Origin of the sequence: Staphylococcus sp. EZ-P03 (assembly GCF_003344575.1) — a bacterium.
Lineage (GTDB): Bacteria > Bacillota > Bacilli > Staphylococcales > Staphylococcaceae > Staphylococcus > Staphylococcus simulans_B.
The window spans coordinates 170,019-184,769 of record NZ_QPMO01000001.1; the positions used below are offsets into that span (position 1 = coordinate 170,019).

A 14,751-nucleotide genomic window follows, 5' to 3' on the forward strand; every position below is an offset into this window, starting at 1 on the left:
AAACACTGTAAAATAACTTAAAGGATAAATGCTTCAAAATAGTACAAAGTGGAAACATTTGGATATATTAAAGGTGAAAACTGACATTCAAATTCGTGAAAATCCATGTTAATTTTATGACATATATGATTTCTATGTCGTAAAGGAGGCGTTGAAGTGGGGCCGAGTTATTCACAATTAAAAGAAACTGTATCAGCCAAACCATTGTCTAAAGAGGAGGCACCTTTTCTGCACTACTATGATTTTAATGTGTCCGATCCAAGACGGGGTATCTGTGCAGAAAAGTTATTAAATAATTGGAACACAGCAGTTGGTGTCAACATCAACACAAATATTATTACGGCTGAACAGTACTTTTCTTTAGAACAGTTAGAAGATAATGTGAAATATCATTTAGTTGTTATAACACCTAAGACGAACACCGCTATGATTATTGACTTGAACAAAGAAATACGTTTTGAACTCGCAAACGCTGGGGAAAAATATATTTATGATGTTTCAGATTATCTTAAATGCGGTGAGAATCATATATATGCTGCATTTTTAAGTCGTCAACTTACGGACATTAAAAAAAGAGATAAAGAAATAACAAACATAGATTGTTACATCTTAAAAGAATATTTAGGCCGATACAAAGAAGCACACCCATGTTAACAAGCGATGGCCTATATCATTGAACGTGACCCACTTCATGTCCGTAATTATTAACACATGTGTTTTCATGTAATTTGACAGTATTAAAGATACGGCACTGCCGATTTATCGGTAAAAAAGAGATGATTGCTTATTGAAGCGGTCATCTCTTTTTTGTAAAACAAAATCCTGAAATAAATAGAATGGATGAAAATATAACCTTCATAATTAAGCCATAACATTTTGACATCTCTGTTAACAGTCATATTAAAACCTCCTAATTCCTACATATTGTGGTAATTTAGTATTTAGAACACAATATATAGTGAAGAAGGGGCGTTAATATGTTGAAGTTAGAAGAAAGCTTAAGTCGCTTAATCGATAAAGATCCGACTGTGGTGAATGAAAATGCGAATAAAGATAGTGCAACCTTTACAACGATGCGGGATTTGACTGCCGGGGTAGTTTCTAAATCTTATGCTTTAGAACATCTATTGCCAAAACATGTTGCGGAGGCGCACTTAAGCGGTGATATTCACTTCCATGATTTAGATTATCATCCATTTCAACCTTTGACGAATTGCTGCTTGATTGATATTAAAGGCATGTTGGATAAAGGCTTTGAAATCGGCAATGCACAAGTAGATCCGCCGAAGTCTATCCAAACAGCGACTGCACAAATTGTGCAGATTATCGCAAACGTTTCAAGCAGTCAATATGGCGGCTGTACAGTTGACCGTATTGATGAAGTATTGAGCCGATATGCAAAATGCAATGCAGACAAACATCGCAAAATCGGAGAAGCATTTGTTTATCCGGACAAATTAGAGGCTTATGTCCAAAAACAAACAGAAAAAGATATTAAAGATGCGATGCAAAGTTTAGAATATGAAATTAATACATTATATACCTCAAATGGGCAAACACCTTTTGTCACATTAGGATTTGGTTTAGGCACGGATACATATAGCCGCATGATTCAAAAAGCGATTTTAAAAACACGTATCCAAGGTTTAGGACATCATCACGTGACTGCTATTTTCCCTAAACTCGTATTCTCGATTAAAAAAGGTGTCAACTTTGCGCCAGAGGATAAGAACTATGATATTAAACAATTAGCTTTAGAATGTTCAACGAAACGTATGTATCCGGACATTTTAAATTATGATAAAACAGTAGAGATTTTAGGAGACTTCAAAGCACCGATGGGCTGCCGTTCATTTTTACCGGCATGGCGCAATGAAGAGGGCGAACTTGAAAACAGCGGCCGATGCAACTTAGGTGTTGTGACGTTGAATATTCCGCGTATTGCGTTAGAAACAAAAGGCGATATGGCTGCGTTTTGGCGTTTATTAGATGAACGTATGGCACTCGTACATGATGCTTTAGTTTATCGCATTGAACGTATTCGTTCCGTAATTCCTAATAACGCACCGATATTATATAAAAGCGGTGCATTCCATCGACGTTTGACTGAAGATGAAAATGTCATGGATTTATTTACAAAGCAGCGTGCAACTATTTCAATCGGCTATATCGGTTTATATGAAGCCGCAACAGTATTCTATGGACCGAATTGGGAAACAAATCCAGAAGCGAAAACATTCACATTGGATATTTTGCGCCGAATGAAAGATTTCCAATATCAATGGACAGAAGAGAATGATATCTTCTTCAGTCTGTACAGTACACCTAGCGAATCATTGACAGATCGCTTCTGTCGTTTAGATACAGAGCGATTTGGATTAATTCCTGATATTACCGATAAAGGCTATTATCAAAACTCTTTCCATTATGATGTCCGTAAAGCTGTATCACCGTTTGAAAAACTAGATTTTGAAAAAGACTATCCGTTCTTAGCGAGCGGCGGATATATTCATTATTGCGAGTATCCTAAATTAACACATAATACAAAAGCACTAGAAGCAGTATGGGATTATGCTTATGATAAAGTCAGCTATTTAGGTACGAATGCGCCGATAGATAAATGCTACGAATGCGGTTTTGAAGGTGAATTTGACACTACAGCACACGGTTTTGAATGTCCACACTGCCAAAACCACAATCCAGATACAGTAGATGTAGTTAAAAGAACGTGCGGCTATTTAGGCAATCCGGTTCAAAGACCTACGATTGAAGGCAGACATAAAGAAATTGCGGCACGTGTCAAACATATGAAAGGTACAGAGTAACAATGCTGTATGCACAAGTTGAAACAGGAAAAGGGTATATTGCTAAGATTGAAAAAGAGTCTTTTGTCGATGGCGAAGGAGTGCGATGCAGTGTTTATGTTTCCGGCTGTCCATTTGCATGCGAAGGTTGTTATAACAAAGCAGCACAGAACTTTACTTATGGTACTCAGTATTCAGAAACAACACTTGAAACTATCCTTGATTACTGTGAACCGGAGTATATTTCAGGATTAAGTATTTTAGGCGGCGAGCCTTTCTGCAATATGGACATTGTTCTGCCGCTGATTGAAGCGTTCAGAGCACGTTTTCAACATAGTAAGAGTATTTGGGTTTGGTCAGGTTTTATGTATGAAAATTTAAAAGAAAATACAAAACAGCGAAAGAAAGCATTAAGTATGATTGATGTTTTAGTAGACGGTCCGTTTGTTCAATCACTTTATCAGCCAGGTCTAGCATTTAAAGGGTCTTATAATCAAAGAGTGATTGATGTACAAGCTTCGTTAAAAACGCACTCTATCCGAACACTCGAAGTTTAAACTATTCAGTACAGAGAAGTTATTTAAAGTAACTTGGGAAATACAAATACTAAAAACACAAAAGAAGCGGTCTTGCTCGATATTTGGGCAAGACCGTTTTTATTCGTTGTGGCTTAAGATTGCCATGTCGTCTCAGAAGGACGCATCTCTGATTTCTTCATGCGGGAGACATAAGGATTACCTTCCACTGTAAAACGTAAAGGCTTATGTGTCCATTCGCCTTTATTAGGAATACCGATACGCGGACTTTCGACAATATGTTTAGGATATTTGCGTTCTTTTAAATTGATGGACAGAGGACCTTCATTTAATTTGAATCCATCTAAGGCCATGGTCATATTAAAGGCACGTGTCCATTTGCCTGGGCCATTGGTTAAATCAATTCCGTCTTTGCCGTTTCTGTTTTCAACCATCTGATCCGTAACAAATTCAGGTTCTACCGCACGAATAAGAACGCCTTGCGGCTCACCTGCAAGCTGTGTTACAAAATTGATAAGCAAATGGGTATGCATGACATGAGCGTAAATCGTGCCTCCTTCTTTATACATGGATTGTACGCGCGGGGTATTACGGCGGTTATAGCTGTGAGCAGCTTGGTCTATTGCGCCTAAGTAAGCTTCTGTTTCAACGATGTAACCAGAAAATTGATGTGTACCATCATCAAATTCAATTTTTACCCCAAGTAAATCTCGCGCAATTTCTGGTGTTGTACGATGAACAAAATCCATGTTCTGCCTCCTTGATTTGTGAATGTAGTACTTCTTATTGTACGAGAAGTGAACAAGGAAAGACAATGTTTCAGTTCAAAATTAGGTTTTGTAAAATTTGTAAAGTTATCTAAAAGGAATTTTTATTTTTAATCAACTCTGTTATGATAAAAAAGACTAGTTTTAGTTAACTATTAGTTTTTAAAATGCTTAATAGTAAAGTAATGTAATACATAAATCGTAACCGTAATAAAAAATAAGAGGGGGGTAAACGTAATGATAAAACGCGTGGGATTCAAAGAAGCTTTTAAACGCTTTTGGAAGAATTATGTCAATTTCAAAGGAAGGGCAACACGTTCTGAGTATTGGTATATGGCGCTCTGGATATTGATTTTGTATATTCCAGCCATTGTCCTAGGGTTCTTTGCTTTTATTTTTATAATTACAGGGGCAATTGGAGATTCTGGCGGTATAGCATTGGCAGGCTTTATCTTCTTAATCATTGCGCTGATTTTATATATAGGGCTGGCACTCGCTTTATTTATTCCATCCTATGCACTGTTAACCAGACGCTTCCATGATACAGGAAGAACAATGGTAATACCGATTATCTTTTTTGTGATGAGTATCATCATTAATTTTATAAATTATTTTGATAGTTCATCAGCGCAGCCATCAGATTTTACGGCGGGTTCAATTTTTTATTTGATATTTACAGTGATTTACTTAGGTATTTCAATTTATGTGCTTGTAATTGCATGTTTACCAAGTAAAGAACAAGATAATAAATATGGCCGCAGTCCTTATATTCGACCAAATCATGTACCTCAAAGCGAATCTGATCAAGCGCATACTCGCAGCAATACATCAGATTTATAAGATTTATATATTTGAGCTGCCAGTTGTTTCAAGCTGTAAAGGGAACAATAAATAAAGCCTTGAACCGATTGGACAGTGATGCACCAGTATGATAAACCTATAACATACAATGACATAAGACGATGTTTTCGATGAAAACGTCGTCTTTTTGTTCATAAATATATTTAGGAGGCTAATAATGGAAGAACAAGCAAGTAAACGTGTGGGCTTCGTTGAAGCCTTTAAATTATTTTGGCAAAACTATTTTAATTTTCAAGGCAGATCACGCAGATCTGAATATTGGTTTTGGATATTATGGATGTTAATATTCGAGCTGGTACTTGGCGGTATTGATGGGGTGCTCATCGCAACTAAAATAGTAGAATCAGGTTCTGGTTTAAGTGTGGTATTGATTTTTGAACTTATTACATTGATCCCGCTGTTTGCGCTGACAACAAGACGCTTTCATGATACGGGAAGAAATATTGTTGTACCGGCAATCTATTTTGTTGTATGGCTGATTTCATTATTGATACAACTCTTTTTCCAAGGCCAAGTGAATGTTGTGATTGATCGTATTATTGATATTATAATGATTATCTTTGGTATCTATATTTTAGTGGTATCATTCCTTCAAAGCGATAAGGGACAAAATAAATATGGTTCTGAGCCGGTAGGACAAGGTTACCGCAAACCTTCACATCAATAATTAAATACAATGATGAACTATAGACGGTGTTCTCTTCGGAGAATAGCGTCTATTTTTAATGATTTTGATTACTATTGATGTCATTTTGACTAATATAGTTGTCAAAATGACCAATATCATATAGTATTTAATGTGACGGAGGTAAAGTAAATGAAAACAAGAGTAAAAGAGTTGCGGGCGCGAGAGGGGTTGAATCAAACCCAACTGGCAAAAAAAGCAGGTATTTCTCGTCAAACAGTATCTTTGATTGAGCGAAATGAGTTCATGCCTTCCGTACTTACAGCAGCTAAGATTGCACGGATATTCGGGGAAAGTATTGAAGACATATTTATCTTTGAGGAGGAGGATTATGAATAAAAAGAAAAATTATTTCATATATGGGCTTAAGCTATTAATTGGAGGGCTGATAGGTTTATTTGGTGTCTATTTTTTTGAGTATTTAAGCGGACAATCCCAGATTCAACTATTTGATTTTAAGCGTACCTTGGTTGCGACAATCATCACACTGATAATTGTGTTGTTAATAGGCGGTTGGATGTTCAATCAGCTGCATCAAGCAAAAAAGTATAAATTGTTATCTGAAGAAGATGAAATACATGCGGATGATTACGATAATCGTTTTAACCAATACTTATTTAATGCTAGTATTTTAATTTATATTGGTGTATTTATCGTATTAGCAAATATGATACTAGCAACTGTATTGAAAGATGGAGACAATTTTTGGGAGATGACTGTCATCCCATTTATAGTCTACGTTATTTTCAACTTAATCTATCAAATCTATATTCCAAAACTAGATCAAAAACTGCCTAAGTTTAATGATTCTCGTTATGTAGACAAATTGATTGGGGCTATGGATGAAGGTGAGAGGCATGTCACTTATTCTGCTTTATTCAAGCTGTTCCATTTTAATTTATCAGCATTAATCATAATCATTGTAGTTTTAGTATTTTATTCAGCCATAACCGAAAATCCCCAAACATTGGCTTTAGCTATTGTGTTTGTACTTTTTGTATACAACGTAAGTTATTATTACTCAAAAATTCATAAATATTATAAAAGCAAGTAATTGTAAATTATAGATATACCTTTTGCAAAACGTATCAATGTATGAATAATTAATTGTATAATCATTTTAATCATATCAAGTGCTAGGAGTGACTGTTATGTCTTTAGAATTAAAAGATGTCACGAAACAGTATGGTGATAAAACTGTTGTGAATGATATCTCTTTGTCTTTAGAAAATGGAAAAATGTTAGGTTTTTTAGGACGAAACGGTGCAGGTAAGACGACGACGTTTCGTATGATATTAGGATTGACACCTTTAACACAAGGAGAAGTGACGTATAATGGCCGTAAAATGGGAGAGCATATGTTTAATAAAGTGGGCTATCTTCCAGAAGAGCGCGGACTGCATCCGAAAATGAAAGTAGCGGATGAATTGCGCTATCTTGCGACATTAAAAGGAATGTCGAAAAAAGATTTTAATCAAGCATTAGATTATTGGCTGAATCGTTTTGAGATTACAGAGAACAGAGATAAGAAAATCGAATCGCTTTCGAAAGGGAATCAACAAAAGATTCAATTGCTTGCGAGTTTGATACATCAGCCTGAACTATTAATATTGGATGAACCTTTCAGCGGTTTGGATCCAGTGAATGTAGAATTATTAAAGTCAGCTGTAAAAGATTTGAATCAAAAAGGGACGACGATTATCTTTAGTTCGCATCGCATGGAACATGTGGAAGAATTATGCGACGACATTTGTATTTTGAATCAAGGCAATCTTGTATTGCAAGGCGATATTCAAACGATTAAAGACAGTTTTGATTTGAAGAAGATTGTGATTGAAACAGAGAAGCCTTTAGAAGTCTTAGATACCATTGAAGGTGTAACACATATTGAACGTGCAAAACGTATGATTACATTATCTGTTGAGGATGAAGCAGCTGCAGAACGTGTCTTCAACGCAGTGGCGCAAAGCGGATTTGTGAAACGGTTCCAAGTTTTAGAACCTTCTATTCAAGATATCTTTATTCAGCAAGTAGGTGAAATTCATGGATAAATTCTTAGCGACTTTTAAATTAACGTATAAAAATAAAGTGGCATCTCGTGCATTTATTATTATGACAGCTATTTTAGCTATTATTATTGTTGCTGCGGTGAATGCGAATAAAATTATCGATTTATTCGACGGCGGACCTGACAAGATCGGAATTGCGGCCAATGAACCTAAAATAGCGCAAATGGTTCAAGCACAAAGCAAGCAAATGGAAGAAAAAGGAACAGAATTTAAAATTTTATCTGAAGACCAAGCAATCAAAGAAGTGAAAAAAGGAAAATTAGATAAAGCCTATCTCGTTCACTTAAAAGGGCAGCAGCTGGAAGGTGAAATTGTCAGCAAAGATACATCTTCTGAAGAAGCAAAACAAAAGCTTGAAAGTATGTTAACACCGATTCAAACACAAGCGATTGCCAAGAAGATTAATTTGAATCCTAAAGATTTAGCCGCTATCCAGCAAAAAAGCAAAGTATCAGGCAAATCAGTAGGAAAAGATACAGCAGAGCAATCAGAGAGTAATAAAGTGTTGAATATGATTATTTTATATGCCGGTATCATGTTAATGTTTATTGTCATCATGAATTATGCGAATCAAGTTGCAATGGAGGTTGCGACTGAAAAGACATCTCGTGTGATTGAAATGGTCATCACTAGTATTTCGCCGGTTAAACATATTTTAGCAAAGATACTGGCGATTATCTGTGCAGCATTTACTCAAGTATTTGTCTTAGCATTGATTACTGCTGTCGCAATCTATTTCTCAGATGCGAAAGATTTAATGAGCAAATTCGACATTACTATTACACCGTTGACAACGCAATTGATTGTAGTAGGTATTATCTGCATCATAATCGGAATTATTACCTATACTGTGTTAGGTACTATTCTTGGTGCTTTAGCAACACGAATTGAAGATTTGAACCAAGCCTTGATGCCGATGACTATTATCAGTTTTATTGCCTTCTATATTGCAATTTTCAGTTTGTCTGCACCGAATACGACATTAACTAAAATTACAAGCTTTATCCCGCTGCTTTCACCATATGTGTTATTCTTGCGTGCTTCGACACCAGAGCTTCAAATGTGGGAAATTGTAGTCAGCTTATTATTGTCGCTTGTTGTCTTAGTCTTATTAGTTTGGATAGCAGTCAGAAGCTATCGCGACTCTGTACTTACGTTTGAAAAGGGGATTTTCAAAGCGTTGAAACGTACATTCAGAAAACAATAATAACAATATTATAAAAATATTTATAAATGGCGCACCTTTACTCCTTTTCCATCTAGTAAAGCGTGCGCCTTATTGTTAAAATATAGAGTAAGGAAAGTAATATAGATATATAGGTGGCAATAAAGATATGATGTATCCAATCGTAATTTTTATTTTAGCAGGGCTGTGTGAAATCGGCGGCGGTTATTTGATTTGGTTGTGGTTAAGAGATGCGCAATCACCGTTACTGGGGTTGCTTGGAGGTATCCTTTTAATTGCATATGGGATCATCGCAACATTCCAAGCATTTCCGACATTCAGCCGAGTATATGCGGCATATGGCGGTGTATTTATCGTCATGAGTATAATATGGGGGTACGTTTTTGATAAACAAGTACCGGATAAGTATGATGTCATAGGAGGCATTGTATGTATCATCGGTGTCTTGATTATGTTGCTGCCTGACAGAGGTTGATTCTGGCTGAATCAACGAGGAAAGGGTGTATTGAAATGATGTTTACAGAAGTGGAGCACCAAAGAAACGGTTTAGATTTAATTAAAATTGACAATGATCGCGCAAAAATTGTCTTTTCAAACTATGGAGCACGTATCGTGTCTTGGAAATATGAGGATAATAATATTGTACTCGGCAATGTGGTAGAAGCGGATGAGTTTTATTTTGAAAATCCATTTTACTTCGGTGCGAGTGTAGGACGCTACGGCGGCCGTATTGAAGAGGGACGTTTTGAACTTGACGGCCAATCATATCAATTAGAACAAAATGACCCGCCGCACCATTTGCATGGCGGTCCGCAAGGAATGAACCGACATTTCTTCGACTATGAAATTAAAGATGATAATGGCGGATTTATCCAAATTATTTTCACTACGACACTTAAAGCAGCAGAAGACCATTACCCTGGAGATATTAAAGTAAAGATAATACATACGTATGATATCGACAATAGATGGACGATTGAATATGCTGCAGAAGCAACAGAAACAACTTTATTTAATCCAACGAATCATGTCTATTTCAACTTGAATCGGGATAATAAAGAAATAGATAATCATTATTTATCAAGTTCAGATTTGAAAGTGCATCTCTTGAATGATAAGAACTTGCCGAGTGTCGATGATGTTATAGATTTAAATGCATTATCTGATCATCAACCCATCACTTTCAAAGAAATCTTCGATAACGAGGAGACACCTTTGCACGCACAAATCGAAAAGTATCAAGGACTAGATCATCCGTTTACAATCGGTGATGAACTGATTGTTGAAAACAAACAATTTTTGTTGAAAATGGAGACGGATATGCCGAATGTGGTAGTCTTTACGTTTAATGAAACAAACAACTGGGATAGCGATATGAATATATATAAACCCCACTCAGGTTTTACTTTGGAAGCGCAAAGCTTGCCGAATGATATCAACTTGTTAGGGGAAGAAGCACCCTCGATTTTACGCAAAGGCGATGCTTTCTTCTCTAAAACAACGTATCAAATCATAGAAAAATCAGAGTAATACGATGACAAGGAGTATTCAGCATGGATGTTAGAGAGTTAAAATTACAAACAGTAAAAGATGCAGTATCAGAAATTAAAGATGGTATGGTTGTAGGCATTGGTACAGGCAGTACGATTGAGTTATTATTACCGCATATTGCAGCGCTGCTGGAAGATGGAACCACAAAGATTACAGGTGTTTGTACATCCAATAAAACAGGATTAGCCGCAAAAGAATTAGGCATTACGATTGTAGATGTAAATGATGTGGAACATATCGATGTCGCAATCGACGGTGCTGATGAGTTCGATCCTGATTTGAATCTTATTAAAGGCGGAGGCGGCGCATTGTTTCGCGAAAAAGTAATTGATGAAATGGCTGAACGTTTTGTGGTTATTGCTGATGAAACGAAACAAGTAGATTATTTAGGGCAAACGTTTAAATTGCCGGTTGAAGTCGATCGCTTCAATTGGATGCTTGTCGCAAAGAAAATCGAAGCACAAACGAAAGCGAAAGTGACACGCCGCAATGTTGAAGACATTACGTTCGTGACAGATAACGGCAACTATATTTTAGATATTGAATTACCGCCGAATACAGATCCATACGACATGCATAACTATTTAATCAACTTAACAGGTGTATTAGAAACTGGATACTTCTTAGATCTTGCAGATCGTGTCATAGTAGGCAAGCAGCAAGGTGTAGAAATTATCGATAAAGCGTAAATAACATAGATAAAATAAAGGCTCTATAATAAATTCGGTTGATGAGATAACTGATTGGTTATTTCTCAATCGAATTTTTTGCATCAGCTGAATTTGAAATAATGCCAAAATAATAAGCGCACTGGCTAACAGTCAAATGGCCGTATTGCCAGTGCGCTTGCTTTAACTTATTCTTTATGTTCTCTATCTTCTTTTGGTTCTTCTGTATTCTTTAATTCGTTGTGTGTATCTGTATCTTTGATGTTCTTGTTTTCATGATGTATGTCATCTTCATTTGTTTCTGTAACAGGTGCGTCTGCATCTGTTTCGTCTTCATGTTTAGGATAATCAAAGTAGTTATTCGGTTCTACTTCTTCAAGTGTATCTTTGGTGAAGAAATAGAAACATGCTCTGATAATCAGACTCAGTATAATGAAGATTGCGCCGACAAGTGTCGTACTTAAAGCAATGACTTTCATTGAGAAGACATCGCCTAATTCTTCACTGAAGAAGAAGACAAGTCCGAATGACATAATCGCATGGAAGACTACTGCGATATAAATCGTACGGCCTTTAGTACCTCTGATCAACTCACCGATAATCATTGAGAAAGCAAAATGATAAAGCAAGTTATAGAGTGTATATTCCATGCTGAATGAAGCATTAGCGCTCCATAGTGCATACAAAATACCTACGATAATAGAGGCAAACAATGTGTTGGTTTTATTTTCTACCACATTTTGCAGGTAAGAACGAAAACCGAACTCTACAAAGAATGCCATTATAATATGTCCAATCAGAATAGAAATGACTGACACAGATAAGTTTTTAGATTGTAAAATAATAAAGCTGTCCGCGTATGTATTAAAGGCATACATACAAATAATACAAATTACTAACGGCAATATTGCGGCTAATAATATTCTCTCAATAACTTTAAAGCTGATTGAGAGTTTTAAACCGGCAATTTGTGCGCGTTTATTTCTAAATACAATTAAGCAGATCACAGCTGCGATAAATGGCGCAAGTGTGCTTAAGTCGAAGACAAAGCGTTTAAATGGTACTTGGCCTTGAAAATCTTTCAGGATCAATGGGAGCGCATATGCGAGTACATAAAAGACGAAAATTGTCATAGCCCATTGGAAACCAGATATGCGTTTCGTGTTCATTGAGAAACCTCCAATAATTACGGCAATATCCATACAGTTGTAATTAAACTACTATCATATAATACATATGGTTTTACGTGAACCCTTATTATGTATTGCGTATCTTAATTCTTATTAATCGTATGGACATACATAATAACCTAATAGTATTATACATCTCCATAATAAAGAAATAAATTACTTCCCCTGAAATGACTCATAAATGAAATATCATTGTAAAGGTTGCATGCGATAATCTTAAGTGAAAGCGTTTTAATATTTTTAAGAAAGGGGTATGTAAAAAGCACATGCAATGTTTAGTATGCATATATAAATTGCATGCTGGCATATGACAACTTTAAGGAGGATGTTGTGAGATGTATAAGCAAGCCAACAAAGATTTATGGACAGGCAGAGTAGATAGTGAATCGGATGAAACACAATTCCGACATTTCCAAACTATTGAACTAAAAGATATCAATGAAACAAAATTGGATAAAAAAGAAGGTACAGGTATTTTAGGCTACGCTGTAAACAAAGGGGTAGAACTGAACAACGGCCGTGTAGGTGCACAAGAAGGACCGGATGCAATCCGTAAAGCATTCGCTAACTTGTCTGTGTTAACACCATGTCCAGTTTATGATTACGGCAATGTTTATCATGACCACGATCATTTAATCGATACACAAGAAGAGTATGCGGATTTAGCAGCGCAAATGTTTAACAATCATTCTTATTCATTGTTAATCGGCGGCGGTCATGATATTGCTTATGCACAATATCTTGCGATGCGCAAAGCCTATCCGAATGAATCTATCGGTGTCATTAATATCGATGCGCACTTTGATACAAGAGAAGCAGAATCTTCTACATCAGGTACAAGTTTCAGACAGATTTTAGAAGGCGATGATAATGCTAATTACTTCGTATTAGGTATTCAACCTGCCAGCAATACGAAACATTTATTTGATTACGCAGAACAGCGCGGTGTTGAATTTGTGACGGTAGATGAAATTCTGCATGAAATATCACCGACTATCAAAGATAAAGTCGACCATTTTATCAACAGACATGACATTATCATGCTGACAATTTGTATGGATGTTGTAGACAGTGCATTTGCACCAGGTGTCAGTGCACCTGCTGTGAACGGTCTTACACCTCATATCATTTTAGAATTGACGAGACGTATTGTCGGACATGAAAAATTAGTATCAGTCAGTGTCGCAGAAACGAATCCGCTGCATGATGTGGATAATCGTACTGCCAAACTGGTTGCCTTGTTCTTGCATAACTTTATTCATTAATCAATCGAAAGCAGAAACGGATACCTCCATTTTGTTGGAAGTATCCGTTTCTTTTTCTTTATGGCTTTTCCGTTTTCCAATAATTGATGCATTCATTAATCAGTGCATTGGCAGGTTCTGATAATTTACGATGGTCGATATAATTAATGTACAGTGTACGTTCGATTCCCGGCTGCAGTTTGACAGCATTTAAATCGTTGGCAGAAAAGGATTGGTAGTAGAAGCGGGGGATAATAGTGTGCCCTAAACCGCGATGTACTAATGTAGTCGCTGTTTCAAAACGATCCACTTCTAATATAATGTTCGGATGAATATTCATATGCTTAAAGTATTCATCAACGTGCTTTCTGACTTGATATTGCCGGTTAGGCAGAATAAGCGGCAAATGCTGCAAAGTTTCTGCTTTGACACGCTGTCTGTTTGTAAATTCATCTTTAGGAGTAATCAATACATATGGTTCTTGATACAGTGGTACCGAGGTAATGCCTTCTCGTTGAATTTCTTCATTGGATAAAGCAAATTGAACATCGAAGTTCAGCAAGCTTGAAATAATATGGCGCAAGCTGTGCTGCTCGACAATCTGATAGCGCTGATTATTGAACTTTAAGTGGTGATGTTGAATGACCATTGCCATCCATGCACTGGTAGATTCTAAGATTGAAAGTTTAATGCGCGGTTCATCACTGATATTCAAGTCATACATTTGATCTAAAGTCCGGTGGTACGTATCGACTAAATCTTTAGCATACTTATAAAATTGAATCCCTTTTTCAGTGATTTTCAATTCTTTTGTGGTTCTGATAAATAATAAGTAGCCTAAGTCACTTTCTATTTTTTTAATCGCAGTAGTTAAGGAAGGCTGACTGATATGTAAAAATTGTGCAGCTTTGGTAAAACTATTGTACTTAACCACAGCTAAAAAATACTCTAATTGTAATATTTTCAACGTCTCATCCCCTTGTTTAAGATTTAGAAAACCATTGAAGTTAAAGCATTTCTACACATTTATAGCTTCAAACTATGAGTAGTTAGTTTATTTATATTTGAAGCTTATAGCAATGACCCCTTATACTTAATGTGTAATGCAAGTTATTCCTCAACAATTTTTGTTGTTATTTTTTTGACATAGAATATTTAGAATTTTCAAGAAATGGTAAATATTCGATTAA

Annotated in this window: 16 protein-coding genes; 13 read left to right on the plus strand and 3 right to left on the minus strand. The window is 36.1% G+C overall.

Going from position 1 to position 14,751, the window contains the following annotated elements; translation table 11 throughout:
- Positions 1 to 156: 156 nt before the first annotated feature.
- The 3 genes from DVJ99_RS00780 to nrdG all read left to right on the plus strand — a co-directional run bounded on the left by DVJ99_RS00780 (position 157) and on the right by nrdG (position 3,361).
- Positions 157 to 654, plus strand: coding sequence for a hypothetical protein (locus DVJ99_RS00780; protein ID WP_114602776.1), 498 nt, complete (start codon positions 157 to 159; stop codon positions 652 to 654).
- Positions 655 to 977: 323 nt separating this feature from the next.
- A complete protein-coding gene (gene nrdD, locus DVJ99_RS00785; RefSeq protein WP_114602777.1) occupies positions 978 to 2,825 on the plus strand; it encodes an anaerobic ribonucleoside-triphosphate reductase in 1,848 nt (615 codons plus the stop codon).
- Between the two features lie 2 nt (positions 2,826 to 2,827).
- Positions 2,828 to 3,361 (plus strand): anaerobic ribonucleoside-triphosphate reductase activating protein, encoded by a 534-nt coding sequence (gene nrdG / locus DVJ99_RS00790; RefSeq protein WP_114602778.1) that lies wholly within the window; start codon positions 2,828 to 2,830, stop codon positions 3,359 to 3,361.
- Between the two features lie 113 nt (positions 3,362 to 3,474).
- On the opposite strand, the gene DVJ99_RS00795 is transcribed toward nrdG, so the two are convergent.
- Entirely contained in the window at positions 3,475 to 4,089 is a 615-nt protein-coding gene (locus tag DVJ99_RS00795) for a DNA-3-methyladenine glycosylase (RefSeq protein ID WP_114602779.1), read from the minus strand.
- A 255-nt stretch (positions 4,090 to 4,344) separates the two neighbouring features.
- On the opposite strand from DVJ99_RS00795, the gene DVJ99_RS00800 reads away from it, so the two are divergent.
- From DVJ99_RS00800 to DVJ99_RS00840, 9 genes are all read left to right on the plus strand, one after another.
- The gene (locus tag DVJ99_RS00800; protein ID WP_114602780.1) at positions 4,345 to 4,947 is read left to right on the plus strand and encodes a DUF805 domain-containing protein; all 603 of its coding nucleotides are present in this window, start codon (positions 4,345 to 4,347) and stop codon (positions 4,945 to 4,947) included.
- Positions 4,948 to 5,125: 178 nt separating this feature from the next.
- Positions 5,126 to 5,635, plus strand: a complete 510-nt coding sequence (locus DVJ99_RS00805; RefSeq protein ID WP_114602781.1) for a DUF805 domain-containing protein — start codon at positions 5,126 to 5,128, stop codon at positions 5,633 to 5,635.
- Positions 5,636 to 5,785: 150 nt separating this feature from the next.
- Complete coding sequence (locus tag DVJ99_RS00810) at positions 5,786 to 5,992, plus strand: helix-turn-helix transcriptional regulator (RefSeq protein ID WP_105993214.1); 207 nt, start codon at positions 5,786 to 5,788, stop codon at positions 5,990 to 5,992.
- Positions 5,985 to 6,707 carry a DUF3169 family protein gene (locus DVJ99_RS00815; protein ID WP_162912117.1) on the plus strand — a complete coding sequence of 241 codons (723 nt, stop codon included), beginning with the start codon at positions 5,985 to 5,987 and terminating at the stop codon, positions 6,705 to 6,707. Before DVJ99_RS00810 ends, DVJ99_RS00815 begins: the two co-directional genes overlap by 8 nt.
- Positions 6,708 to 6,804: 97 nt before the next feature.
- The gene (locus DVJ99_RS00820) at positions 6,805 to 7,704 is read left to right on the plus strand and encodes an ABC transporter ATP-binding protein (RefSeq protein WP_114602783.1); all 900 of its coding nucleotides are present in this window, start codon (positions 6,805 to 6,807) and stop codon (positions 7,702 to 7,704) included.
- Positions 7,697 to 8,929 carry an ABC transporter permease gene (locus DVJ99_RS00825; RefSeq protein WP_114602784.1) on the plus strand — a complete coding sequence of 411 codons (1,233 nt, stop codon included), beginning with the start codon at positions 7,697 to 7,699 and terminating at the stop codon, positions 8,927 to 8,929. The genes DVJ99_RS00820 and DVJ99_RS00825 overlap by 8 nt, the downstream gene beginning before the upstream one ends.
- Before the next feature lie 127 nt (positions 8,930 to 9,056).
- A complete protein-coding gene (locus tag DVJ99_RS00830) occupies positions 9,057 to 9,383 on the plus strand; it encodes a YnfA family protein (protein WP_114602785.1) in 327 nt (108 codons plus the stop codon).
- Between the two features lie 38 nt (positions 9,384 to 9,421).
- Positions 9,422 to 10,438 carry an aldose epimerase family protein gene (locus DVJ99_RS00835; protein ID WP_114602887.1) on the plus strand — a complete coding sequence of 339 codons (1,017 nt, stop codon included), beginning with the start codon at positions 9,422 to 9,424 and terminating at the stop codon, positions 10,436 to 10,438.
- 23 nt (positions 10,439 to 10,461) lie between these two features.
- A complete protein-coding gene (locus DVJ99_RS00840; RefSeq protein ID WP_114602786.1) occupies positions 10,462 to 11,148 on the plus strand; it encodes a ribose 5-phosphate isomerase A in 687 nt (228 codons plus the stop codon).
- 167 nt (positions 11,149 to 11,315) lie between these two features.
- On the opposite strand, the gene sdpC is transcribed toward DVJ99_RS00840, so the two are convergent.
- Entirely contained in the window at positions 11,316 to 12,296 is a 981-nt protein-coding gene (sdpC, locus tag DVJ99_RS00845) for a peptidoglycan release complex CPBP-like subunit SdpC (protein WP_114602787.1), read from the minus strand.
- Between the two features lie 356 nt (positions 12,297 to 12,652).
- Here sdpC and hutG point away from each other — a divergent pair, with 356 nt between their 5' ends.
- A complete protein-coding gene (gene hutG / locus DVJ99_RS00850; RefSeq protein WP_114602788.1) occupies positions 12,653 to 13,582 on the plus strand; it encodes a formimidoylglutamase in 930 nt (309 codons plus the stop codon).
- A 58-nt stretch (positions 13,583 to 13,640) separates the two neighbouring features.
- Here the strand turns inward: hutG and DVJ99_RS00855 are convergent, their stop codons facing one another.
- The gene (locus DVJ99_RS00855) at positions 13,641 to 14,528 is read right to left on the minus strand and encodes a LysR family transcriptional regulator (protein ID WP_114602789.1); all 888 of its coding nucleotides are present in this window, start codon (positions 14,526 to 14,528) and stop codon (positions 13,641 to 13,643) included.
- Between the last annotated feature and the right edge of the window lie 223 nt (positions 14,529 to 14,751).